The organism is Trichococcus shcherbakoviae (assembly GCF_963666195.1).
GTDB classification, from domain to species: Bacteria; Bacillota; Bacilli; order Lactobacillales; family Aerococcaceae; genus Trichococcus; species Trichococcus shcherbakoviae.
In genome coordinates this window covers 2,172,364-2,197,983 of record NZ_OY762653.1, presented here as the reverse complement: position 1 = coordinate 2,197,983, position 25,620 = coordinate 2,172,364, and the positions used below count along the sequence as shown (strand labels likewise).

23 protein-coding genes are annotated in these 25,620 nt (G+C 47.5%); 2 read left to right on the top strand and 21 right to left on the bottom strand.

Features of this window, described 5'->3' with window-relative positions:
• Positions 1–182: 182 nt before the first annotated feature.
• A complete protein-coding gene (locus tag ACKPBX_RS10485; RefSeq protein WP_319995302.1) occupies positions 183–785 on the bottom strand; it encodes a class I SAM-dependent methyltransferase in 603 nt (200 codons plus the stop codon).
• A 154-nt stretch (positions 786–939) separates the two neighbouring features.
• Positions 940–2,322, bottom strand: coding sequence for a 23S rRNA (uracil(1939)-C(5))-methyltransferase RlmD (gene rlmD / locus ACKPBX_RS10480; RefSeq protein ID WP_319995301.1), 1,383 nt, complete (start codon positions 2,320–2,322; stop codon positions 940–942).
• A gap of 219 nt (positions 2,323–2,541) precedes the next feature.
• On the opposite strand from rlmD, the gene ACKPBX_RS10475 reads away from it, so the two are divergent.
• Positions 2,542–2,940 (top strand): VOC family protein, encoded by a 399-nt coding sequence (locus ACKPBX_RS10475; RefSeq protein ID WP_086943208.1) that lies wholly within the window; start codon positions 2,542–2,544, stop codon positions 2,938–2,940.
• Positions 2,941–3,173: 233 nt separating this feature from the next.
• Here the strand turns inward: ACKPBX_RS10475 and ACKPBX_RS10470 are convergent, their stop codons facing one another.
• The 19 genes from ACKPBX_RS10470 to ACKPBX_RS10380 form a co-directional block, all read right to left on the bottom strand.
• Positions 3,174–3,584 carry a thioredoxin family protein gene (locus tag ACKPBX_RS10470; protein ID WP_319995300.1) on the bottom strand — a complete coding sequence of 137 codons (411 nt, stop codon included), beginning with the start codon at positions 3,582–3,584 and terminating at the stop codon, positions 3,174–3,176.
• 110 nt (positions 3,585–3,694) lie between these two features.
• Entirely contained in the window at positions 3,695–4,726 is a 1,032-nt protein-coding gene (locus tag ACKPBX_RS10465) for a diacylglycerol kinase (protein ID WP_107995549.1), read from the bottom strand.
• A gap of 740 nt (positions 4,727–5,466) precedes the next feature.
• A complete protein-coding gene (gene gatB, locus ACKPBX_RS10460) occupies positions 5,467–6,897 on the bottom strand; it encodes an Asp-tRNA(Asn)/Glu-tRNA(Gln) amidotransferase subunit GatB (protein WP_319995299.1) in 1,431 nt (476 codons plus the stop codon).
• Between the two features lie 12 nt (positions 6,898–6,909).
• Positions 6,910–8,364, bottom strand: a complete 1,455-nt coding sequence (gatA, locus tag ACKPBX_RS10455; RefSeq protein WP_319995298.1) for an Asp-tRNA(Asn)/Glu-tRNA(Gln) amidotransferase subunit GatA — start codon at positions 8,362–8,364, stop codon at positions 6,910–6,912.
• The gene (gene gatC, locus ACKPBX_RS10450) at positions 8,361–8,666 is read right to left on the bottom strand and encodes an Asp-tRNA(Asn)/Glu-tRNA(Gln) amidotransferase subunit GatC (protein WP_319995297.1); all 306 of its coding nucleotides are present in this window, start codon (positions 8,664–8,666) and stop codon (positions 8,361–8,363) included. Before gatC ends, gatA begins: the two co-directional genes overlap by 4 nt.
• A 128-nt stretch (positions 8,667–8,794) precedes the next feature.
• A complete protein-coding gene (locus ACKPBX_RS10445; RefSeq protein WP_319995296.1) occupies positions 8,795–9,928 on the bottom strand; it encodes a CamS family sex pheromone protein in 1,134 nt (377 codons plus the stop codon).
• Positions 9,921–11,951, bottom strand: coding sequence for an NAD-dependent DNA ligase LigA (gene ligA, locus ACKPBX_RS10440; protein ID WP_140186841.1), 2,031 nt, complete (start codon positions 11,949–11,951; stop codon positions 9,921–9,923). The genes ACKPBX_RS10445 and ligA overlap by 8 nt, the downstream gene beginning before the upstream one ends.
• Positions 11,952–11,970: 19 nt before the next feature.
• Positions 11,971–14,253, bottom strand: a complete 2,283-nt coding sequence (pcrA, locus tag ACKPBX_RS10435; protein ID WP_319995295.1) for a DNA helicase PcrA — start codon at positions 14,251–14,253, stop codon at positions 11,971–11,973.
• Positions 14,254–14,668: 415 nt separating this feature from the next.
• Entirely contained in the window at positions 14,669–15,325 is a 657-nt protein-coding gene (locus ACKPBX_RS10430; protein WP_319996430.1) for a GntR family transcriptional regulator, read from the bottom strand.
• A gap of 45 nt (positions 15,326–15,370) precedes the next feature.
• Positions 15,371–16,501 carry a 5-(carboxyamino)imidazole ribonucleotide synthase gene (locus ACKPBX_RS10425; RefSeq protein WP_086629312.1) on the bottom strand — a complete coding sequence of 377 codons (1,131 nt, stop codon included), beginning with the start codon at positions 16,499–16,501 and terminating at the stop codon, positions 15,371–15,373.
• 272 nt (positions 16,502–16,773) lie between these two features.
• Positions 16,774–17,394 (bottom strand): glycoside hydrolase family 73 protein, encoded by a 621-nt coding sequence (locus ACKPBX_RS10420; RefSeq protein ID WP_319995294.1) that lies wholly within the window; start codon positions 17,392–17,394, stop codon positions 16,774–16,776.
• Positions 17,395–17,431: 37 nt separating this feature from the next.
• On the bottom strand, positions 17,432–18,283 hold the full coding sequence (locus ACKPBX_RS10415; RefSeq protein WP_119093884.1) for a M15 family metallopeptidase: 852 nt from the start codon (positions 18,281–18,283) through the stop codon (positions 17,432–17,434).
• Positions 18,284–18,428: 145 nt separating this feature from the next.
• Positions 18,429–18,965: a hypothetical protein gene (locus ACKPBX_RS10410; protein WP_086629316.1), complete on the bottom strand. Its 537-nt coding sequence runs from the start codon at positions 18,963–18,965 to the stop codon at positions 18,429–18,431.
• A gap of 350 nt (positions 18,966–19,315) precedes the next feature.
• Positions 19,316–19,969, bottom strand: a complete 654-nt coding sequence (locus tag ACKPBX_RS10405) for a CBS domain-containing protein (RefSeq protein ID WP_086629317.1) — start codon at positions 19,967–19,969, stop codon at positions 19,316–19,318.
• A 3-nt stretch (positions 19,970–19,972) separates the two neighbouring features.
• Positions 19,973–20,641: an ABC transporter ATP-binding protein gene (locus ACKPBX_RS10400; protein ID WP_086629489.1), complete on the bottom strand. Its 669-nt coding sequence runs from the start codon at positions 20,639–20,641 to the stop codon at positions 19,973–19,975.
• Positions 20,642–20,678: 37 nt separating this feature from the next.
• Entirely contained in the window at positions 20,679–21,452 is a 774-nt protein-coding gene (locus ACKPBX_RS10395; RefSeq protein WP_086629319.1) for an ABC transporter ATP-binding protein, read from the bottom strand.
• The gene (locus tag ACKPBX_RS10390) at positions 21,452–22,438 is read right to left on the bottom strand and encodes a branched-chain amino acid ABC transporter permease (protein WP_086629491.1); all 987 of its coding nucleotides are present in this window, start codon (positions 22,436–22,438) and stop codon (positions 21,452–21,454) included. The genes ACKPBX_RS10395 and ACKPBX_RS10390 overlap by 1 nt, the downstream gene beginning before the upstream one ends.
• A gap of 9 nt (positions 22,439–22,447) precedes the next feature.
• Positions 22,448–23,326, bottom strand: a complete 879-nt coding sequence (locus tag ACKPBX_RS10385) for a branched-chain amino acid ABC transporter permease (protein ID WP_086629321.1) — start codon at positions 23,324–23,326, stop codon at positions 22,448–22,450.
• A 224-nt stretch (positions 23,327–23,550) separates the two neighbouring features.
• A complete protein-coding gene (locus tag ACKPBX_RS10380; protein WP_086629323.1) occupies positions 23,551–24,696 on the bottom strand; it encodes an ABC transporter substrate-binding protein in 1,146 nt (381 codons plus the stop codon).
• Between the two features lie 404 nt (positions 24,697–25,100).
• On the opposite strand from ACKPBX_RS10380, the gene ACKPBX_RS10375 reads away from it, so the two are divergent.
• Positions 25,101–25,607, top strand: a complete 507-nt coding sequence (locus ACKPBX_RS10375; RefSeq protein ID WP_086629325.1) for an FUSC family protein — start codon at positions 25,101–25,103, stop codon at positions 25,605–25,607.
• Positions 25,608–25,620: the final 13 nt, after the last annotated feature.

The following is a 25,620-nucleotide window of genomic DNA, read 5'->3' as shown; positions in this document are numbered from 1 at the left end:
GGAGGGTTTACCCGTTAAATCTGAACGATAAATCAAAAACGAAGAGGCTCGGATTTTTGTCCTGGCCTCTTCGCTTTGTGCTTTTATTCTTTGTGTATCAAATTTCGCGAGAACTCCCGCATCGGTGGAGCGGATGTACTTCAATCTGAAAGTCCATAACGGGTACAAACTCTTTTGATGCCCTATTTTTTCCCATCCATAATAAATAAAGATGCATCTTGATTCATGAATAGTTTGGTTCCACTGTAGATGGTTTTGCTTCGGATGTCCTTGAAGCCTATTTTCAGCATCAAAGCTTTGAGCTGCTCTTGATCAAATCCGTTATGGACCAGTTCTGAAACGACTTTATCATTCTTATTGAAATCGACTATCAGCAAGTGGCCTTCATCATTCAAAACGGCGTGGAGTTTGGCTAGTACTGCTTCATAATCCTGAATATGCAGCAGCACCTGTGCCATAAAAATATAGTCGGCGCGGAGATCGGGTTGGCTTGACGATTCAAAATCAAAACACAATGTACGTGCATTCAAAGCACCCACATCAGTGATTTTCTTTTTTACGATGTCCAGCATATTCTCTGACGTATCCATAAACAGCAGCGATTCAAATTCGTTCACCAAATTCATTCCGACCAGACCGGTTCCGCATCCAAAGTCAATCGCACTTTTACTTCTGGTGTCACCCAAATACTCTTTGATGGCATCTGAAGCAACCATTGCGATGCGGGTTCGTTCTGGATTATCATAACTGTTCGCTATGCTATCAAACTTATCTGTGTTTCCCATAAACGTACCTCCTATTTATTGTCACAAAAAGAATCCAACAGATTTCAAGTTCAAGATTTGAAATCTGTTGGATTAACTTTTCAGCATTTTTGTGATAAGTGAATCATTCAGTTATCGGAAGCCCTTCATTCCCGGGCATTTCCGATTCTGCTATTTATTTTATTTTTGTCAACGCAACGACAGATTCAACATGCAGTGTTTGCGGGAACAGATCCACTGGTTGGATGCTGCCTACGCTGTAGCCGCCTTCGTGGAATAACTGTAGGTCGCGTGCCATAGTAGCTGGGTTGCAGCTGACGTAGACGATACGCTCAGGAGCGATTTCCAAAGCAGCTTCGATGAAAGCCGGTTCCAAGCCTTTGCGCGGCGGATCGACAACCAAGACATCCGCTTTGACGCCTTCAGCAGCCCATTTCGGCATTACTTCTTCGGCAGCGCCGACTTCGAAAGTAATGTTGTCGATGTTGTTTGCTGCAGCGTTCATTTCAGCCATTTTGACGGCATCCGGAACAACTTCCATCGCGTACACGTGTTTCGCTTTTTCAGCCAACGACAAGGAGATTGTTCCGATTCCGCAATAAGCATCGATGACAGTTTCTTCGCCGGTCAATTGTGCAGCTTCGATCGCCAATTTATAAAGTTTTTCCGTTTGGATCGGGTTCACTTGATAGAACGAGCGGGAAGAGATGGCAAATGTATGGCCCATCAACTTGTCGTGGTACAAATCTTCGCCGTGCAAGACGATAGTTTCGTCACCCAGAATGACATTGTTTTGTTTCGGGTTCACGTTTTGGACGATGCTGACCACTTCCGGTAAAGCTTCCAAGATAGCCGGAATAATTTTGCTTTGCGGGAACAATTTCGCCGTACGCGTCACTAAGACAACCATCATTTCGCCTGTGTAATAACCGCGGCGAATCATGATGTGACGGATATTTCCGGTATGTTTCTTCTCGTCGTATGCTTTCACATTGAATTCTTGCAGAATATCACGGACTTTTACGATGGCTTCATCGATTTTTGGATCCTGGATCTGGAAGTTTTCCATCGGGATCAATTCATGTGTGTTGGTGCGGAAGAATCCGGTAATCAATTTGCCGTCTTTTTGACGTACCGGGATCTGTGCTTTGTTGCGGTAACCCCAAGGATTTTCCATGCCGATTGTCGGTTTGACTTCGACTTCAGGCATTTTGGCAATGCGTTTCATCACTTGTTCAACGTTGTTCTTTTTGAATGCCAACTGGGCAGAGTAACGCAAGTTCTGCAATGGCATCGTACCAACGCGTGTTCCTTTAACATCGCGTGTCGGGATACGGTCAGGAGAACTGCTCAATCTTTCCTCAATGCGGGCGAATCCAAACGATTTGCCGACTTTCGTCACTTTGATGGTGGCACGTTCACCCGGTAGTCCATCCGCTACAAATAATGGATAACCCTCAACTTTTGCGACACCCATACCTTCTGACGTTAAGTCCTCAAATGTTACAGTCATCTTCTCATTTTTTATTACCGGTGCTACCGTATATTGTTTTTTCATATGTGCTCCTCAGTTCATAATTTTTCATTCTGATTCATTATACCAAAAAAGAAGTGGTCTCGATACAACAAGCCCATTTGTTTGGAAAAAATAAGTACATTCTCATAATATCGCCTGATGCGGCGCATCTTATCGATAGGAAGTTCCAACCTTATTCAGTATAATGGAAGTATATAGACCAGTTACTGATGGGTACAGGAAGAAAGCGAGGATGACAAAATGAGCGGACAACGGATTGTTCCCTTTTTGACGTTACCGGGAACTGCAGAAGAAGCGATGCACTTTTATGTTTCCATTTTTCCAAATTCCAGCGTGACCTCCCTCACCAAGATCGATGAGGACGAACACGGGGAAGGCGGCCGCGTAATCAATGAGCAGTTTGTGCTGAACGGACAGGATTTCATGGCGATGGACATGGAGGAGGATTTTTTGCCGGATATGACTTGGGCTGTTTCCCTCTACGTGGACTGCGAAGATGAAGCCAGCTTCGATAACTACTTTGATTCCTTATCCGCAGATGGCGTTGTGATGATGGGACCTGAAGCAGTCGGCGAATTGCGCGCGGTAGCTTGGGTCACCGATCAATTCGGTGTTACTTGGCAATTAGTGTGGAAATAATGCGAATGGGCTGCTCCATTTTTTTCGGGGCGGCCCATTCTTTATGGTTATCGGACAAGTTCGGGCGGAATCGCTTGCCGGGTGTCCGATTCTTTGCCGTTATCGGACAAGCTCGGGCGGTCTCGCTTGCCGGATGTCCGATTCTTCATAGTTATTGGACATCCTAGGGTATTCTTGCTTCTCGGTTGTCCGATTATTTGTGGTTATCGGACAACCTCGGACATTCTCGCCTGTTATTCTGCCGCCAATAATGCCGGCAGGTCTGCAACGGTGTCCAGATTGACGGACCCGACCGCTTTCCCATCCTCCAGCCTGATCAAGAGCGGAACAAACTCGACTCCGTAGGTATCCAGCACCTCATCATAGTTGGCATCATTGACGCGCTTTTTCGTATTGTAATAATAAGCGATCTGCCCGGTTTCCGTCAATTCCTCTTCCAGTATCGGACGGAATTCCTTGCAGTAGGGGCAATCGTCGAAGCCAAAATAGAGATAGGCCACATCCTGCGCAACCACTTCTTCGTATTCCGATTCATTTGCGATGGCCACTATCGGAGAATTTCCCGATTTCCCGCAGGCCACAAGCAGCATCAGCAGTCCACTCAAAAATAATATGGACAAAAATTTCTTCTGTTTTTTCGGCATACGGCAGGTCCCCTTTTGCATAAATGCTTCTTTTTTCCAGTATATCAAAAAATGCCCGATAGCTCTCGTCGTAACACCGAGAGACCGGGCATTCTTTCTATTTTCATTTGTTAGTTCTTGCCGTCGTAAGGCAAACGTTTGTCGTTCACTTCATCCGGGTGCAGGGTTTCAACTTCCTTCATGAAGCCTGTGCCGGCGCCTTCCAGAATGCCTTCATCGACTTCTTCGATTGGATCAGCGTAATCGGAAGTGTTGCCGATGATTTTGATGTGCTGCTGGTGGTTCGTGAATGTAGTCGGTGCATCACCACCGTACTCCCCATCCAAGTTGATCATCAAACGCGAACCATCCATGGATTCTGCTTTCACAAAGCTAGTATGTGTATAGAGGACGTTCGAATTTTCGAGATGTCTGCCCCCGTTCAACACTTGGGCCAACAGTTGCAGAATTTCGAAGATGTTCGCTGTCTTCACGACAAACAGCGTGAACTTGCCATCCCCCAAAACGATGTTCGGATCGATCGTCTCAAAGCCGCCTACCGAGTTGGTCAAGGCCACGAAGAACATGGAAGCCATGCCGTCGTAGACGCCGTCTTCATACTCGATGCGCATGTGCATCGGTTTGAGCTGCGGGATTTTTTCGGCGCCTTTCACCAGATAGGCAAGGTAGCCGAAAATGGTCTTCAGTTTTGCAGGCACGTCGTAAGTTAGGTCCGTCAGATAGCCGCCTGCTGCGATGTTAATGAAATAAGTGCCATTGGATTGACCGATGTCCATCGGGATGACATTTCCGTCAGCGATGATGCGGGCTGCATCCAATAGATTCGAGCGCGGAATCTTCAAAGCACGGGCATAGTCATTTGTGGTCCCTGCAGGTATGATGCCGACTGTCGGTCTGTGGTCCAATCCTGCGATGCCGTTGACGACTTCGTTTACGGTTCCGTCTCCGCCTGCTGCAACAATCAGGTCGAATCCGGCCAAAGCTGCACGTTCCGCTTCTTTGGTAGCGGAAAGGGGTTCTGGCGTCGTGGCATAAGCACTGGCCTCATAGCCTGCTTCTTCCAATATTTGAAGGATGTCAATCATGCTTTTTTTCAGCATTTCTCTTCCGGAAGTAGGATTGTAAATTACTCTTGCTCTCATTCTTTTCCTCATCTTTCTAGGCTCATCTGTTATATAGGTCACAAATCATCTTTCCTTTGTCAAACCACTCAATTAATGATTATATCACCAAAATCATAAGAATACTAATTACTGAACTGAAAAAAAATAGATTTGTTGCGATATTTTTGAGAATTAATTTATTCATAAAAAAGCTTATATTGTGTTTTGCGCAGAACCGGGAACTTTTCGCAGAGGATTAAGCAGATACAAAGGATCGTATTCCCGGCGAGACTGGCTTCATCGGGAATTGCGGGTATTTTGCATGTCGATTTCCCGGTGAGGATGGCCTCATCGGGAATACTGGGCATTTTTCTTGTTGATTTATCGGTGAACGCTGTCTCGCCGAGAATTCGAAGCATATTTCTTGCCTATTTCCCGGCGAGCTTCATTTTGATTGTGAGTGAAAAAAAGCCAACCTCCGGAAGGAAGTTGGCTGGAATGTGTGTAACGCAAACGCTTTGCATCTCGCTCTATCTTAGTTGAGTTCTGATTCGCAGAGTTCTCCGCCTAAGTTGACAACCACACGCGGACAAAAAACGTCCGCTTTGTGGTTGTCCTCTTAGTGCTCGAACTCTACCCGCGAATCATCACATCCTATTAGTCGAACTCTGAATTGCAGGGGGTTCCGTCTAACGCTATTTAGGCCCATCCAGCCAAACCCGGGCTGGTTGTTCCTAAATCTCGTTAGTACTCGCCCCCTACCCGCAATTCATCGTATCCTATCTTTTTTCTAACTCCTGCGCGAGTAGTTGGTTGACCATGCCTGGGTTGGCTTGGCCTTTGGTTTGTTTCATGATTTGGCCTACTAGGAAGCCTTTGGCGCGGTCTTTTCCGGCTTTGAAGTCGTCAACGGATTGTTGGCTGTTATCCAAAACGGCGTTGATGATCGGCAACAATTGGGCTGGATCGCTCATTTGGATCAGGCCTTCTGCTTCAACGACGGATTTGGCGTCGCCGCCTTTTGTTGCCAACAGGCGGAAGACTTTCTTGGCGATCTTCGTGCTGATGGTGCCGTCTTCGATCAATGTGATCATGCCGGCAAGGTTAGCTGGCGTCAGTTTTGTGTCAGCCAGTTCCACTTTTTCGCTGTTCAGATAAGCGGAAACTTCGCCCATCAACCAGTTGGAAGCCAATTTGGCATCGGCACCGGCAGCGATAGCGCCTTCGAAGAAGTCAGACATTTCTTTCGAAAGGGTCAATACCATTGCATCGTACTCAGGCAGCTCGTATTCCGAAATGTATCTTGCGCGGCGTTTTGCTGGCATTTCCGGAATACTTGCTTTTACGCGGTCTATCCATTCTTGGGAAATGGTTAAGCCTGGCAGGTCCGGTTCCGGGAAGTAACGGTAATCACTTTCGCCTTCTTTGACGCGCATCAGGATCGTTTCGCCATTTGTTTCATCGAAACGGCGTGTTTCTTGTTGGATGACCCCGCCAGCATTCAATACTTGCGCTTGGCGTTTTTCTTCATGAGCCAAGCCTCTGCGGACGAAGTTGAAGGAGTTCAAGTTCTTCAATTCTGTCTTCGTTCCGAATTTTTTTTGGCCGAATGGGCGGATGGAGATGTTGGCATCGCAACGCATGGAGCCTTCTTCCATCTTCACATCGGATACGTCTGTGTACATGATGATTTGGCGGACGGCATCCAGGTAAGCATAAGCTTCTTCAGGAGAGCGCATATCCGCTTCCGATACGATTTCGATCAATGGCGTTCCTTGACGGTTCAAATCGACATAGGAATAGCCGTCCGATCCGTGCATATTTTTGCCGGCATCTTCTTCAAGATGGACGCGCTCGATGCGGATCTTTTTCTTAACGCCTTCCACTTCGATTTCAACCCAGCCGTCATGGCCGATCGGGTTATCCAATTGCGAAATTTGGTACGCTTTCGGATTGTCCGGATAGAAGTAGTTTTTGCGGTCGAAGTGCGTTTCAGTAGAGATTTCACAGTTCAAAGCCAAAGCGGCCTTCATGCAGAATTCGACTGCGCCCTTGTTGATGACAGGCAAGACGCCCGGGTAACCCCAGTCGATGACGTTTGTGTTTGTGTTCGGTTCTGCCCCAAAGTGTGCTGGAGATGGGGAGAACATTTTTGATTCAGTTTTCAATTCCACATGGACTTCCAGTCCGATGACTGTTTCATAATTCATGATGTTTTCCTCCTACAGGTTTGGGTGTTGGTCAAGATAGTCGTTTGCTTGTTCCAACGCAAACGCGGCTTGATAGATTTTTGCTTCTTCGAAATAGTTACCGATCAATTGGATACCGATCGGCATGCCGTCAGCCGCGAAGCCGCCAGGAACGGAAATGGCCGGAACGCCAGCCAAGTTGATCGTTACGGTCAACAAGTCGTCCATGTACATAGCCAATGGATCGTCGTTCTTTTCGCCGATTCCGAAAGCAGTCGTTGTAGTGGTAGGTCCCAGAATCAGATCGTAGCCTGCGAAGATGTTCGCAAAATCGCGTTTGATCAGCGTGCGGACCTGACCAGCCTTTTTGAAGTAAGCATCATAGAAACCGGCACTCAATGAGAAGGATCCCAACATGATGCGGCGTTTCACTTCCATCCCGAAACCTTCGGAACGGCTCTTGATGTACAATTCTTCCAACGAATTCACATTTTCTGCACGGTAGCCGTAACGCACTCCGTCAAAACGTTGCAGGTTGGATGAAGCTTCTGATGAAGCGATGATGTAGTAAGCCGGGATTCCATAAGCCAAAGTCGGCATGCTGACTTCTTCTACGGTAGCGCCCATTTCTTCGAATTGAGCAGCTGCTTTTCTGACAGCCTCTTGGATTTCAGCGGATACGCCATCTTGGAAATATTCTTTAGGCAATGCGATTTTCATGCCCGCAACTTTTCCGTTCAGGTTCGCGCTGAATTTCGGCACTTCCATATTTAAGCTCGTGGAGTCTCTCTTATCATAGCCGCTGATTGCTTCCAACAACAAGGCGTTGTCGGTTACGTTGCGCGTCATCGGACCGATTTGGTCAAGGCTGGACGCAAAAGCGATCAAACCGTAACGGGATACGCGTCCGTATGTCGGTTTCATGCCGACGATACCATTGAAAGCAGCAGGTTGGCGAATACTTCCACCTGTGTCGGAACCTAATGAAGCGACAACTTCACCGCTGGCAACCGCAGCAGCGGAGCCACCGGATGAACCGCCGGGAACTTTTGTCAGGTCCCAAGCATTTTTGGTTTTTTTGTAGTAGGAGTTTTCCGTGCTTCCGCCCATGGCAAATTCGTCCATGTTCAGTTTTCCGACGTTGACAGCGCCAGCTTCCTTCAATTTGGTGACGACTGTTGCATCGTAGATCGGCATGAAATCACCCAACATACGGCTCGCTGCTGTCGTTGTCACGCCTTCTGTGACAATGTTGTCTTTGATCCCTAAAGGAATACCGTTCAGGACATTGCCGTCTTCGTAGCCTTTTTCGTCAGCTGCTTGCGCTTGTTTCAAGGCGCCTTCTTCGTTCAAAGCCAAGAATGCTTCCACTTTTCCGTCTGTTTCAGCGATGCGTTTGAAGGCTGCTTGTGTCAGTTCCACGGATGAGAATTCTTTGTTGACTAAGCCTTCGTGCAGGCTCGTTAGCGTTTCGTTGAAAATACTCATGCGCCTTCCACCTCGTTATCTAAAATTGCGGGCACTTGGATCATGCCGTCTTCGGCTGTCTTGACGTTTTTGAATAAGAGGTCGCGATCCATTCCTGGTTCCGCTACATCTTCACGCATGACATTCTTCAATGCATAGCCATGAGAAGTCACGGGTACATCCGTTGTATCGACTGCTTCCAATTGTTCCACCATGTCGATGATGTCGCCCAATTGTTCTGTAAAATGTTTGATTTCATTTGGAGCGAATTCCAGCTTGGCCAGTTTTGCTACGTGACGCACTTGCTCTTCAGTGATTGCCATGTAATACCCTTCTTTCTGTCGTTTTGTGTAGGTTTCGTTTTTTTACATACCTGTTCATTTTAGCATAAAAATCATCGGTTTGTGGGAGTTTTCTCACGTTTCCAGCCCTTTATTGAGGAAACCGTTACCTAATCGAAGATATGGTAACTGAAGCCCTGGCTGTCGTTTTCTCTTGTCAGGAACGATTCGATGCCGTTGATCGATTCAATCGTGATCTCAACGGGAATGTTTTGGGGCAGGAACCGTCCTGCTGCATCGGTTACGTGTTGGGTGAAGGCGATGATTTCCGTTTCCCCATAGAACTGCGTTGTGATGTCGATTTCGAGCGACATCAGTTGTCCATCGACGTACTTGCCTTCACCGACGATTCCGTTCAGGTTCGGGAAGAAATCCTGTACTTCATTCTTGAAATTGTCAAAGTTGGAAGACTCTTCCGTCTGCGTTCCGCTTTGCAACGGGAAAACCACTTTGCTTTCATTGCGGGTGATCCATTCACCGATCGCAGTCCCTTCCGTGGAGACGCCTTCGAACAGATAAGAGCCGCCGACCGGGCTGTCCTGTGCTGATTGCTCATATATGCCGATGACGATCGGAATGCTTTCCAATCCCTCTGTCTGGCGCAAACGGGTAATGATCGTATTTGCATAGGCTTTTGCCTGTTCTTCCAGTTTATCGCGGGAAATAGCTTGTTCCATCGGCACATCATTCACTTTGTAATAGTCGACCGAATTCATCGCCAATCCGATGGCCATTCCAGCCAACTCAAAGCCATTCTCATTCTGGATCATATAATCCTGTTCCAAAATCTGCTCCAGATAGATCGGCTCTCTGGTTGCCGCATCGGTGCTGCCGTTATCGGTCGGATTCAACCCGTCCGGATTGGAGTCGCTGTAGCGCCCTAGCCATAACCTCGTCGTATCATAATCGATGACTTGGCCTTCTTGAAAAAAGTATTGGTCAGTAGGGAAAACATTTTTTGCTACATCCAACAACTCCGCCTCAAAGTCTTTGATGTTGGCTGTCGAGTTCAGCGAGAGGCTGACACCGCGATTCTGGCTGAATTGGTACTTGCCGTCCACAATCAAGGCCGGGTAATAATCGGTCGACAACTGATTCTGTGTCGTTTGGACAGTCACTTTCTCGGGACCGGTATTGGTTGTGTTCTCCGTCGTTTGCGTCTCTGATAGCTGTCCGCAACTGGCCAACAGGAACATCGCTGCTCCGGAGACAGTCATAAGGATGACGCTTTTCGCTTTATTCACTGCTGTCACTTCTTTCCAAGTTTTTCACCATATCTTCTTCTGTCCAGACAGGGATGCCCAAAGATTGGGCTTTTGCCAATTTGCTGCCGGCTTCGTCTCCGGCGACGATCCAATCGGTCTTTTTCGAGACACTGCCTGTCACTTTTCCGCCGAGTGCTTCGATCATTTCCGTTGCTTCGGTTCGGTTATAGTGCGTCAGTTTGCCCGTCAATACGACCGTTTTTCCGTTCCATATGGAATCGACAGCAGCCACCTCAGCCTTTTTCTTACCAAGGTAGGTCAGATTCACGCCGTTCGATCGGAATTCTTCAATCAGGTCCTTCACTTCAGGCAATTGGAAATAGGCTACGACGCTGTCCGCGATGATGTCGCCCATGCCTTCGACGGCCATGATTTCTTCTTTCGTCGCCTGCATCAGGCGTTCGATGCTTTCGAATTCCCCCGCCAGACTGGCTGCCGCCTTCGATCCGACATGGCGGATGCCCAAACCGAACAACAGGCGTTCGAATGAGTTCCCCCGGCTCTGATCGATGGCCGTCACAATATTATGGGCAGATTTTTCTTTGATCTTATCCAACTGATAAAGGTCTTCTTCCGTCAGCTTGTACAGGTCGGCAACATCTTTGACTAGCCCTTTTTCAAACATCTGACTGACGACGCGCACGCCAAGACCGCTGATGTTCATCGCATTGCGCGAAACGAAGTGGGACAGGCCCTCTTTGATCTGAGCCGGGCACTTCGGATTGATGCAACGCAACGCTACTTCATCCTCCAGATGTACCAGATGGCTATCGCAGGCAGGGCACACTTCCGGAATGACATAAGGTTCACTTTCCGGATCTCTGCGGTCGATGAGGACATGTTGGATTTCCGGGATGATGTCGCCCGCCTTATGGATCACGACCGTGTCGCCGATGCGCACATCCTTCTCGCGGACAAGATCGACGTTATGCAGGCTGGCGCGTTGCACGGTGGAACCGGCCAAGAAAACAGGATCCATAACGGCTGTCGGCGTCACGACACCGGTACGGCCGACTGTCCACTCGATGTCGCGCACGATCGTTTCAGCTTCTTCCGCCTTGAATTTGTAGGCGATCGCCCATCGTGGCGCTTTTACCGTATAGCCGATTTCTTCTTGGGCAGAGAATGCATTGACTTTGATGACGATGCCGTCGATATCATAAGGCAAATCTTTTCTTTTCGCTGCGATTTCCTCCGTGAATGCCCAGACGTCTTCGATTGAATCGAAGAGCCGGCGTTCCGGATTGGTCCGCAAGCCGACCTGAGCCAATCGGTTCAGTAGCGCATCCTGCGTCTCCACAGCCAATTGTTCGAAATTGGTGGCGCTATAAAGATAAATGTTCAGATTGCGGCTGGCCGCAATGCTGGAATCCAGTTGACGCAGACTGCCGGCAGCAGCATTGCGTGGATTCGCAAAAATCTCCAGGCCTTTCTCGTCACGCTCCGCATTCAATTGGACGAATGAAGCTTTCGGCATGTAACACTCGCCGCGGACTTCGAAAGTCAGCGGTTCATTCAGTCGCAATGGAATGGATTTGACCGTCCGCAGGTTCTGCGTGATGTCTTCGCCCGTGTTTCCGTCCCCACGAGTCGCACCCTGGATGAACAAGCCGTTTTCGTACTTCAGCGATACGGCCAAACCGTCAATCTTCAGCTCGCACATATATTGCAAGGGCTGATCGGTCAATTTGCTGATCCGTTGATGGAATTGCAGCAGCTCTTCCTGGTTGAAGGCATTCCCCAAGCTCAGCATCGGTGAATCGTGCTGCACCTTGGTGAATCCGGGAAGGATGGTACCACCGATGCGTTGCGTCGGTGAGTCAGTGGTGATCAGCTCAGGATGGGCTTTTTCCAATTTTTCCAGTTCTTGATAATGCTGGTCGTATTCTTTATCGGAAATACTGGGCTTGTCCAGTACATAATACTCGTAACTATAGCGGTTGAGGAGCGTCTTCAACGTCTCGATGCGCTCTTGGGCTTCGGTCGGACTTTCTTTCGCCATGAATGATTCCCCTCCTAAATTATGCTTTTTCGATCGGTGCAAAGGATGCCAATAAACGTTTGATGCCGATGTCTTTGAAGGCGATATCCAACGTCAAACCGTCGCCTTCTCCGCTCGTCTGAACGACAATGCCTGTTCCCCATTTCTTATGGCTGGCTTTGTCCCCGACAGCCCAACCAAGGCTGGCCGCACCGCTGCTTCCGGTTTGCTTGACGGACTGCGTCGTTTTTTCACGCGGTCCGGCCGAAAACGGCTGACTGAAGGCTTTCTCCTGGCGGGTATCGCTTGCTGTTTTCCAGCGGCCTCCCGAGCTTGCCGGTTTTGAAGAATACATACTTGACGTGGATCCTGAGCTGTCCTCGCGGTCCAGAACGGAACCGTCCAATTCATCAAGGAAGCGCGATGCCGGATTGGACATCGTACGTCCATAAAGCATGCGGGAATAGGCATTCGTCAGGAACAGTCTTTGCTCCGCCCGTGTGATGCCGACATAGGCCAGGCGCCGTTCTTCCTCCATCTGGTCCTCATCCATGAAGGAGCGGGACGATGGGAAAATGCCGTCTTCCATCCCGATGATGAAGACGATCGGGAATTCCAATCCTTTGGCTGCGTGCATCGTCATCAGCGTCACTTCGCTCTGCGGTTCTTCCTCGATCTGATCCAAATCGGAAACCAGCGCCAAATCGGTCAGGAAGGAGGTCAGATCAAAGTCTTCTGGATTCATTTTATCGAACTCCTGGGTTACCGACAGGAATTCGTTGATGTTTTCGATCCGGGCTTCCGACTCCAGCGTCTTCTCCATTTCGAGGGCTTCCAGATAAGTCGTCTGGGAAAGCAACTCCTGGACCAATTCTGTGATCGGCAGGAATTCCTGCATTTTATGCAGATTATCCATAATAGTCGCGAATTTCTTCAATTCCTTCGCAGCTTTTCCGGATACGCTGGACATTGCCACATCATGGGCAGCCTGCAATAAGGTCAGGTCATGCATATTGGCGAATTCACGCAGTTTTTCGACACTCGCGTCACCGATGCCGCGTTTCGGCACATTCACAATCCGGCCGAAGCTCAAATCATCGGACGGATTCACGATCAAGCGCAGATAAGCCAAGATGTCTTTGATCTCTTTGCGGTCGTAGAACTTGCGTCCGCCAACCATCTTGTAAGGGATATTCGACTTCAGGAGATTCTCCTCGATGACACGCGACTGGGCGTTCGTCCGGTAGAGCACTGCGAAATCGCCGTACTGGCGTTTGTTTTCGCGGACTTCCTGTTGCATCTTCGAGATGACGTAGCGCGCTTCGTCATGTTCGGATTGGCCCCGGTAGTAAACGATATTCTCGCCGTCCGGATTATCAGTCCACAACTCTTTTTCTTTCCGATTGACGTTGTTTTGGATCACATCATTGGCTGCACGCAAGATTTTTTTGGTGGAGCGATAGTTCTGCTCCAGCAAGACCACTTTTGCATCCGGATAATCCTTTTCGAAGTTGAGGATGTTCTCCATGTCAGCACCGCGCCAACCGTAGATGCTTTGGTCCGCATCGCCGACGACGCAGATGTTTTTGAATTTGTTGGCCAACAGCTGCACCAATTGGTATTGGGCGTAGTTGGTATCCTGGTATTCGTCCACATGGATGTAATGGAATTTATTTTGGTAGTAGGACAACGTTTCTGGATATTCCTGGAACAGTTTGACCGTCAGCATGATCAGGTCGTCAAAATCCATTGATTGGCTGTTTTCGAGCGCTTTTTGGTAATCTTTGTAGCATTCGTAGACGATATTATCGATGTATCCGCCGGCCAGATCGCCGAATTCCTTCGGTGTCTGCAGTTCGTTTTTCGCTTGGCTGATCCGTCCCAAAATCATACGATGATCGAATTTTTTGGCATCCAGATTCTTTTCGCGGATGATGCGTTTCATCAATGTTTCGGTTTCGCTCTGGTCGCAGATCGTGAAGGAGCGCGCATAGCCGAGCTGTTCGCTCTCTCTTCTTAGGATCCGTACGCACATGGAGTGGAAAGTGGATACCCACATGTCGTTGCCGACTGTTCCGACCAAGCGGATGACCCGCTCTTTCATTTCTTTTGCCGCTTTATTCGTAAAGGTGATGGCTAAGATGTTCCAAGGGTTTACTGATTTTTCTTCCAGTAGATAGGCCATGCGATGGGTCAGCACACGCGTTTTGCCGCTGCCTGCCCCCGCCATGATCAATAGTGGCCCTTCCGTCGCCAAAACGGCTTCTGCTTGCCTTGGGTTCATTCCTTTTATGAGATCGTGTTTTTGTTGCACAATTGCCATCCTTTCTTTTGTTGCCTTTGTTTCGGAGTGTGTATGGGTATGTTCTTTTTTGATAGGTTCAAGGCGATGGTGCAGCCTTATCGATTCTGATTTGCATCATGGTTTAGTCTATCATTTTAGAGACCGGCTATCAATGAATCCCCTGATATTTTAGATAGTTTTTAACCCTTGTTCCCCTACGTGCGGTTCCGTTTCTTTTCACACTGTTGTGCCATCCAAAATAAAAGTCCTGCCGCTGAACCATTTGGTTGATTCAGCGGCAGGACTTTCTTTATACAATAATGATCGCTAGCTTCACGGGTTAGCCCTTCGGAAATTAGATAAATCTGACCCATTGCGCTCTTCGATGCTCATTCAGGGCCAGATTTCCTAAATTTCTTTCAGGGCTGAGCGAACCCGTTCCGCTTTTCTCATATTACTGGGCTAGGATGTCGTTTGAGTCTTTCAACGTATCGAAGAAGAAGATGAGGTATTCGCCCATCTTGTCGTAATCCTTATCGCGTATACAGATGCTTACTTCCTGATACAAGGCGAGCAATTTAGCTTCGTTTTGATAGCGCGCTTCATCGATCAAATCACTGTTGTCGGAATAGGTTCCGTGGATATCGCGGGCTGTCGTCATGATCACTTTCTTCATGAACTGGTTGTCGCTTTTGGCAATGAATGTCTCAAAGAGTCGGTATTCATTATTGAAGTAACCCGTCGCATCACGGTAATTTAGATACTCCACTTGTTTTTCCAGAAGTTTTTCAAATTCCTTATGATCCAGGGTTATGTCATTTTCCTTCAGATATTGCAGGTAATTCATGATGAGACCTGCAATCAGTTCCAGGCGTTCCAACAGACCCTCGTTTGAGATATTCTTCTCAGCCACGATATAGCCTTTGTAGGGAATGGATTTCACCATCCCCTCTTCCTCCAGCAAAAGCAGCGCTGTGCGGATCGGTGTCCGGCTCATGAACAAGGCTTCCGAAATAAGTTGTTCGGTTATTTTGGTTCCCGGAGGCCAGCAACTGCTATCGATTTTGTCTTTTATGTAGTCGTATGCTTTATTGAATAGTCTATCCTCCATCAATTGATTCCTTCCTTCATATAAGAGAGCGGACACCTGTTTCCGTTACTCTATAGATTCTAACAAGCCGTTTTCTTCCAGTTCGTTGATGAGGATATCCGGGCTGTCACCCAATAATGTGACGTGTCCCATTTTTCGTTTCGCACGATGTTCTTTTTTTCCGTAAAAATGGAAATGCCAATCTGGTTTGGTCAGCAGCAAAATCAGTGCTTCGTCAAGTTTTTCCTCCATGATGTTGAACGTCACGCTTGTATCGTACAATTGGATTTCCGGAATGGGCAACCCACAGATGCAGCGGACCAGGATTTCATATTGCGAGATGCTGCAGCCATCCAGCGAATAATTGCACGAATGGTGTGGTCTGACGACCAATCGGTTCACATAGAGGGAGCCCGATGAAGTCATAAATGTCTCGATCGTCAAAATGCCGGTCAGATTCATTGCCTTCGCAGCCAGCTTGCCTATATGTTCAAGCTCTTTCTGGATGTTTCCGCCTACGCGTGCTGGCGTGATTGTCTTCACAAGTTTCTGCTCCCGATAGACCGTTTCGGTGACTGGGAATGATGTGAACACGTTGTTCGCATCCTGTGCGACTGTGATGGCCAACTCCATCTCGAAGGGGATCCAAGCCTCCAAAATGCACGTTCCCTTTTTAAGCAAGGCTGATGCCCTGCCAAAATCCTCTTCACTGTAAAAAAGATGCTGCACCGGCGTGGCCGCTTCGACGCGGATCGGCTTCAGCACACACGGGAAGCCTATGCTTTTGACCGCCTCTTCCATGTCTTCGATTGCAGTTATCGTCGCGTAAGGCGTTACGTTGATGTTCAAGGATTCCAGAAACGCTTTTTCTATCAACCGGTCTTGGGTGATGGAAAGGCTGTCCGGATCCTGCGGTATGCTGATATAAGGATTGATTTGTGTCAGCAACATCGTATCCACGGCCTCGGATTCAAAAGTCAGGACGTCCGATTTAGCTGCGAGGTCTGTCAGCGCATCGAAGTCCGTATATTTCTTGGTTATCTGCCAATCAGCTATTTGCCCAGCCGGACAGGCAGGATCGGCGTCCAAGATGCCTATTTGGTAGCCCATTTTTTTGGCTTCCAAAGCAATCATACGGGCGACATGTCCTCCGCCAATAATACCGATTGTTTTCCCGGGTAAAATTTGATTCGGCATGTGATCACACTACTCTCTTGGATTTTTCGTTAGAATTAGGAATAAGTTAAAAAAAAGTCTTCACCACATCATTTTATCACTATATTCGACGAATGTCGCCATGCAAAAACTGTCCGTTCGTCGAATTTTCGTAGTAAGTCAGGGAGCGTGCAGTTAAAATTTGCCAGGTTGCCGGAAAACAGGGTGTTCTCCGATTCCGACGCAAAAAACGCACGGACAGGCTGTCCTCCTCAAAAGAGTATAGCCTGTCCGCGCGTTTCTGTTTGCATCCTTCAATTATCATACTCATAAAGTGCATTCTGTTCGATGACCGCTATCAATTTGGCGGCATAATCCGGATCGGTCGCATAACCGCAATCTTGGAGAGCTTGGGCCGCTTCTTGATAAGTGTTTGCCTGCAGAACCGGAGCGTATTGATTCGGATCCCAAGTGGTACCGTTCACGAACAACAGTGCATGGTCATGGACCGATTCTGCCCAGTTGCCGTAGACCCTGAAGTTTGCTTGGATGGTGACCCACTGGCCGTTGTAGTATTCATTGGTAGTCAAGAGGACCGTATTCCCCGGGTCATCACCCTTCATGCCGTACAGATTATTGTAGACAGCGGAAAGTTCGCTCTCTCCCCAATCCGATTCAAGGATCGCTTGTGCGATGCTGATGCTGGCATGGACGCCGTAAGTCGCTTGCATCTGTTGCGCTGCAGGGGCGATATTGCCGATGAAGTCAGTTCCCTGATTATTGCCATACTCCGGGATATCCGGAATGATTGGAGAAAAATCGCCGATCAGCGACAGACTTGCCATAAAACTGATCAATAAGAAAAATAAAATCTTGACGGCCTTAGCGGATGCTGATTGCGGTTGTTTTCGAGTCCGCTTTCTCTTTCGTGCCATATGTTCCTCCGTCTGTTTGGTTGTGCTATTTTACCTGCTATTGTTCACTGTTCCCAATCGTTTCATTTTGCTTCAGGATTGCTACGTATTCTTCCAAAGTCAGGTTGTTTTCGGTCATGTAAACAGCGTTCTCTATACCCACATACCGAAAATGCCAGGGTTCAAAATTGATGCCGGTGATGGCTTCCTTCGCTTTTGGATAGCGCAAGACAAAACCGAATTTGGGTGCATTTTCTTTCAGCCAAAGCCCCTCAGGATAATTCTCCAGATCCGGGAATAAGCCTGAATTGCCTTCTTGGTTGGCTAACGCTGTCGCTGTGATATCCACGGCGAGTCCGGTTGTGTGTTCACTGGCATTAGGCAAAGCGATATATTCTTCTGTTTTCGCGCGTGCCTCTGCTTCAGACAAACCTGCAGCCAGATAATTCTGATAGTTGACGTCATAGTTTGCCTGCTGTTGCTCGATGGAGCGGTAACCTGAAATCATCGTGAAATCCATTCCGGCAGCTTTCCCTGCTTCCAGCAGTTGTAAATAAGGTTCCTGTATCCTGCTGTCGATCGGATAGCCGCTCTCGGTCAGGTAGATCTCCATTGCGATTTCTTCAGCAAGCTGATTTTCCTTGTTCACCAAAACCAGATTCCAATCAGTTGAGGAAGCTGCAGGTGTCACGATCACTTTGGACCCGGCTTCGTCAACTGAAGCTTGGGAAGAGGATTGCGCTTCTTCTGAATGATTGCTTGTTGTCGAATCCTGCTGACTGTTTGATGGTTCATCGTCATCGGTTGTGCATCCTGTGAAAAAGAGCATCGCCAGCAAGAGTCCCGCAAAGAAACGCAGCCTTTGTGCGTACCTCTCAGGCGTTTGGGAGTGTTTTTTATTCGTTTGCATCTTCTGCCCTCTTCTGGTCTGTAATTTTTTGTTATGCCTATTTTAGCACAACTGGCCCTCAAACCACACCCAAAAAGTAAGCCTTAACCCTGAAACACACGAAAAGCCAAGATAGTATCATCTCGGCTTTCCGGTTTATATTCTATTATTCAGTAATATTTGTGATGGTATCAGGCGTATTCTCATTGAACCATTCAAGCAGATTGATTTTTTCCGAATCGATCTGATGGCGGATGATGCTAGGCAAGCGCAGATCGATGATATCTTTGTAACTCCAGAAATCATAATTGCACTCAAGCCGTAGTGTGGTGATTGCCGGTTTATGGATTTCTGAATCATGGACTGTCTCTTCAGTGGTGTACCATTTGAAATCAGCCAAATCCGTCGCTATCCATTTTTTGGCGACTTGATATTTCAGGAAATGATATTCTCTTACAGGGTTCTCTGCCACTTCGGGAAGAATTTCGGCATTGCGGCAAACTTTCTGGACAAGCATCCATTCATAATCGGTAAACAGTTTAGAAATGATCTGCATGTTCTCTGGTTTTAAACCATGCTCTCCTTTTTTCCAGCGATCCCAGCTCTGCGGCGAGATCCCTAGTTGATTGGCATAAAAAGCTTTTTCACTGACATATTGCTCTTTGATCGTAAACAAGACAATTGTTATAAGTGCATTATTCATTTATGTAACCTCCAATCTATCATGTTCTTATTATACACTTATTACGTGATAAAAGAAATAATTTGCTTAAAAAAAACCGCCCACTCCGTTTTGTTGGAGTGAGCGGCTATTCATTTGCATGATGTCGGTTACTAAACGCGAATCATCACATCCTATTAGTTGAGTTCTGAATCCCAAGCAGAAAGCGCCTCAATGGGTTCCGTACTTAAGTGGCCAAAGACCTCAAACGTCGCACTGTGACGTCTGAGTGCCTAAGCTGAAATCCACATCGCGACCAAAACCGGGTCGCGTTGTGGATTTCTTCTTAGTGCTCGATTCCTAGAGTGGGATTCATCACATCCTGATATATCCTATACTCGTTCTGGTTTGTAGATGATTGATCCGATTTCGTAGCCGTGTTCTTCGAGTCTGGCACGGATGCCGTCGATGTCTTTGCTTTCCAACTGGATGACGACCTGGACATAGCCCATTTTGCGGTAAGTCGCGATCTGTTGGATGTTGATGTTCTCATCGGAGAAGATATCCGTCAGGTCTTCAAGAACGCCTTTTTTGTCTTCATGTATATTTACGACAACGCGGACGCCCGGTGTGTAGTAGCCCAGCACATCGATGAAGGCAGAGAAGATATCCTTTTCGGTGATGATGCCGATCAGGCGGTTGCCTGCCTCGACGACCGGCAATACGCTGATGCCATTCTCACGCATCATTACTGCAGCTTCTTCCAAAAGAGCTTCCTTGTTGATTGTCACGACGCGTTTTTCCATGATGTCGGCCACTGTTGTTTTATTCAACAGATAGTTGACTTCATGCATATCCAGGCTGGTCATGCTGGAAGGCGTATTGCGTTCGATGATGCCCTCCGTGATCAGGCCCACGATGGTCTCGCCTTGCACGACCGGCAGACGGTGAATCTTGTGCTCCTTCATCAAATCCAAAGCTTCGATGATTTTTGTTGAAGGTTGAATCGTTACTAAATCCGTTGACATATAGCTCTGTACATCCATTGTTTAGCCTCCTAAGTAAGCTTTCTGAACTTCGTCACTTGCTAATAATTCTTCCCCGGTTCCGGTCAATACGATATTTCCCGTCTCCAATACATAACCTCGATTCGCGATTTTAAGCGCAACGTTGGCATTTTGTTCGATCAGCAGGATCGTCGTGCCTTGCTTTTGGATATCTTGGATTATATGGAAGATTTCCTTGATGAAGATTGGCGCCAGCCCCATCGAAGGCTCATCCAGAAGCAACAGCTTCGGCTTCGTCATCAAAGCACGGCCCATCGCCAACATCTGTTGTTCTCCGCCCGACAAAGTGGCTGCATCCTGATTTTTTCTTTCGCGCAGAATCGGGAAACGTTCGAATACCGCCTCCAGATCACCGGCAAAGTTCTGCTTGTCTTTGCGGGTGAAGCTTCCCAAATCAAGGTTTTCCTGTACGGTCAAACCTTTGAATACATGGCGACCTTCCGGAACTTGGGCGATCCCTTGTTCAACGATTTTTCTGGTCGCCACATTATGGATAGGTTTCCCCAAATATTCGATTTCGCCTGAAGATGGTTTTACCAACCCGGAAATCGTACGCAAAATGGTGGACTTCCCAGCTCCGTTGGCTCCGATCAAAGTCACGATTTCGCCTTCATTCACTTCAAAGCTGATATCTTTGATGGCTTGGATCATGCCATAATGCACAGATAGATTTTTTACTTTCAGCACGTTAGTCGCCTCCTAGATAAGCCTTGATTACGGCTGGATTTTTTTGGATTTCTTCCGGTGTTCCTTTGGCAAGCAGACGGCCGTATTCCAGCACATAGATTCTTTCGCACACATTCATGACCAAGGACATATCATGTTCGATCAGTACGACAGTGATTTTGAAATCTTTCTGTATTTTGCGGATCAAAGCAGTCAATTCCGCAGTTTCTTGCGGATTCATGCCGGCTGCCGGTTCGTCCAGAAAGAGGATTTTCGGATTCGTCGCCAAGGCGCGGACGATTTCCAAACGACGTTGTTCACCGTAAGGAAGGTTTTTCGCCAATATCTCGTATTTCTTTTCCAATTCGAAAATGGCCAACAGTTCCAAAGCTTTTTCACGCATTTCGGCTTCCTTGCGGTAATAAGTCGGCGTGCGCAGCAAGCTGTGGAAAGTATTTTCACCCATGGTGCTGTGCATCGCGATCAGCACATTGTCGAGAACCGTCAGTTCCTTGAAGAGACGGATATTCTGGAATGTACGCGCCAAGCCGAGGTCCGTAATTTTGTAAGGCGCTTTGCCGTTCAACAATACTTTTTTGTTGTCGATCTCCAATTCGATTGTGCCTTCTGTCGGAACGTAAACACCCGTCAGCAGGTTGAAGAAGGTCGTTTTACCAGCTCCGTTAGGACCGATCAGACCGACCAATTCATTTTCTTCGATCGCAAAATCGACATTCGATACAGCGGCCAGACCGCCGAAGTTTTTGGTCAATTCTTTTACTTCTAATAGGCTCATTATTGGACCTCCTTCTTAGCAGAGTCTTTTTTCGCAAAGCGCTTCAACAAAGCGGACATCGTGAATTCGCGGTTACCCAATAATCCGCCTGGACGGAATACCATGATGGCGATGATGGCAAGCGCGTAAAAAATCATCCGCAGCTCACCGAACGATTGCAGATACGTGTTCAGGACACCCAACACAACGGCTGCGACGACTGTTCCGGTTACACTGCCGATACCGCCGAACACAACAATGATCAGCACGTCGATCGATTTTTGGAAAGTGAAATCACCCGGAGTGATTACGCTGAAATAAGTGCCGTACATGGAGCCGGCAATGCTGGCAGTCGCTGCACCAATCATGAAGGCGATGACTTTGTAAGTCGTTGCGTTGACCCCCATCGACTCGGCAGCGATCTCATCCTCGCGGATGGCGATGGTCGCACGGCCAGGGCTGCTGTTGATGTAGTTGACTGTAAGGATGGTCGTTACGACCAATATCACGAACAAGACCATGATGAAACCAGTATTCGATTCGAAAGGGAACGAAATGCCGCTGATTCCGCGCGCGCCATTGGTAAGTTCACCCATGTTCAAAATCAGGATACGGATGATTTCCGCTACACCCAATGTCGCAATCGCCAAGTAGTCACCTTTCAGACGGAGCGTCGGTATTCCGACGATCAAAGCCACGATGATGGAGATGATCATGCCCACAACCAATCCGACAAAGAAACCGGCCAAGCCTTCCATCCTATCGCCGATGATGGCGCCACTGTAGGCACCGATTGCCATAAACCCGGCATGTCCCAGAGAGAACTGTCCGGAAAATCCGATTACCAGATTCAGTCCGATCGCCAGGATGATGTTTATCAAGATTGTCACTAAAGTAATCTGGTAGAAGGGAGAAATCATATTTGTGCTGACGCCGACGAACAGTACAACAGCCATCACAGCGATAAGAATGAGCCAACCTAGATTTGTTTTATTGAATTGTTTCATTTTTATCACCTACACTTTCTCTTTTGTATTTTTTCCGAAGATTCCGGAAGGTTTAACGATCAGAATGATGATCAGGATCAGGTACACAACTGCATCTTTGAACATCGATCCGCCATAAGCGCTGACCAAAGTCTCGATGATCCCGATGACGTAACCACCGACCATGGCCCCAGGGATGATGCCGATGCCGCCGAATACTGCCGCAACGAAAGCTTTCAGCCCCGGTGTCACACCCATCAATGGCGAAATAGAATTATAATAGATACCGACCAAGACGCCTGCCGCTCCGGCTAACGAGGAGCCAAGGACGAACGTAAAGGAAATGACGTTATCCACATTGATCCCCATCAATTGTGCTGCTTCAGGATCGGTACTTACTGCCCGCATGGCTTTCCCCATCTTCGTGTATTTTACGATGACCTGCAAAGCGATCATCAGAATGACCGTCGTCAGGAAAATCAGGATCTGCTGCGAGTTGATGGTCACCCCGCCGAAAGTCCAATTCCGGACTATCAATGCTGTCGGGAAGGCCTTCACTTCAGGCCCCATTATATAGATCATGACATTTTGCAATAAATAAGAAACCCCGATGGCTGTAATCAGCGTTGCTACCCTTGTTGCGCCCCGCAACGGTTTGTAGGCGATCTTCTCGATGACCACCCCTAAAATGGCACAAAAAATCATTGAAATCAGAATGGCTGGGAAAAGGCCAAGGCCAACGTTTTGGATCAAAGCATATCCAAGGTACGCGCCCACCATATAAATGTCCCCGTGGGCAAAGTTAATCAATTTGATGACGCCGTATACCATTGTGTACCCTAGCGCAATCAAGGCGTAGATACTTCCCAACGATATACCATTTATCAGCTGTTGAACTAAATTTTCCATTTTACACCTCTCTTTTCTTCTGCTGCACAGAAATCTTTCTTTCATTATACTGTATTGTTCGGATTTAGTTTACTATTATTCACGCACGATGAGGGATTAACTTTTGATGAGATAGAACATAAAGAAAGGTGCTAAGCAAATTCTGCCAGCACCTCATTGTGTTACTTTAGAATCAAACGGTCTATTCAGGTTTCAATGCCGCAATGTTGTGCGCCAAGCTATTTTTATTTAGCTGGTTCCACAACAGAGTTGCCGACTTCTACACCATCTTGTAATTCAATAACGAAAGCCGATTTGATAGGGTTGTGGTTCTCGTCAAATGAGAATGTACCCGTTACGCCTTCGAAATCTTCAGTTGCCGCTAAAGCATCTGTGATTGCTTGAGGATCTGTGCTGTCAGCAGTCGTGATTGCGTCGAATACTAATTGCGCAGCATCGTAAGCCAAAGCTGCGAATGAGTCTGCAGGTTTGCCGTACTCTGCTTCAAAAGCAGCCAAGAATTCTTGTACTTTAGGGTCTTCACTGTTCGGAGTGAAGTGGCTAGCGTAGAATACATTGTCAACGTTGTCGGCACCTGCCAATTCAACCAATGTTGAGTTAGCGAAGCCATCCGGTCCAAGGATCGGTTGCATGATTCCCATTTCGCGGGCTTGCTTGATGATCAGTCCGCCTTCTTCATAGTATCCAGGCAAGAAGATGACATCATAATCCATTTGTGCAATGTTCGTCAGGATTGCTTTGAAGTCGGTATCGCCGGCAGTGAAGTTTTCTTCCGCAACGATTTCTCCTTCAAATGTTTCTTTGAATGCATCCGACAAGCCGATTGCATAGTCAGTGGAGTTATCCACTAAGATGACAGCTTTGGTAGCTTGCAGATCTGTTTGAGCGAATTCAGCCAAGGCTTTACCTTGGAAAGAATCTTGGAAACATACGCGGAATACGTATTCCAACACGGAATCGCCATCCATTGTTACGCTGTCGCCTGTAGCAGCTGGAAGGATTGCTGGTACTTTTGCTCTTGTGACTGCTGGAGATTGCGCATTTGCTGCACCAGTTGTAGCAGGTCCTAGGATTGCGACAACATTATCTTCAGTAGCTAAACGAGTCGCAACCGATGTGGATTCTGAAGGCTCGGATTTATTATCGTAAGATATGTATTCAATCTCTTTGCCCAATAAGCCATCTGCAGCGTTCTGTTCTGCAACAGCCATTTTGATCCCTTCATCCATCAGCGTACCGTATGCACTCGCACCGCCTGATAATTCGAAGTTACCACCCAATTTGATTGTATCGCTCTCTTCTGTCGCGCCATTGCCGCATGCTGCAAGTACGAATACAGATGCTAAGCCCATCAATAATTTCTTTTTCATCTAAATAATCCTCCCCATCTCACTATATGTTAATAATTCGTTGCAAATCCAAAGAAAAGGCCCTCATCCTTCTCCTTAAAATTTAATGTCATTAGTATAGAATATTCTGACAATTTAAGCAACCCAATTTTGGCCTTTTTTGGCAAAAAGCGAATGTTCTTTTTTTACCCCACCTAAAAAGGGCGCCGTTGCAACAAACCCAATAAAAGGGTTGGCCTCGAAAAGGACATTTTCCGTCCATAAGCAACCACTTTTTTTCTCTTATTTTCTGCAAAGTCACTCTGAACTATACCGCAAATGTGAGTGTACTATTTGCACAATAATATGAAAATGACTTGATAAAAATTCAAAAATGCTTATGATTGAGATATTATTTCATTTCGAGAGGAAGTGCAGTACTTACTATGTTCCATTTGGATAAGGAGAAGTTCCGCGTAGGCATGCGTACGACCAAATCCGGCGTTGCTGTGGGGTTTTGTGTCCTGCTGTTCAAATTATTGGACCGAGGTTCTCCTATGTTGGCCGGATTGGCTTCTGTCTTTGCTTTGCGTGAAGATTGCTCGCAGTCCCTCCATCATGGAATCCGTCGTGTCGGAGGCAATACTGTCGCCGGTATACTCGGGGTCACCTTGATAGCCATCAAAGATTTTCTGGGACTGGATTTTTCTGTGGATTTCTTCGGAACGATTATCGCTGTCATCATCCTGATCACGGTCTGCAATGTCCTGGACATGTCGACGGCTATCGTCGGCGCAACCGCGACCTTCCTTGTCGTTTTCTACAATATTGATGATACCGAAAAGATCAGCTACGCTATCCAAAGGGTACTGGATACCGTCATCGGTACTTCCATCGCCATTGGGGTCAACTACTTGCTGCCAAACGCGCCCCAAACACCATCCGAAAACTGAGTATCTGCAGCAG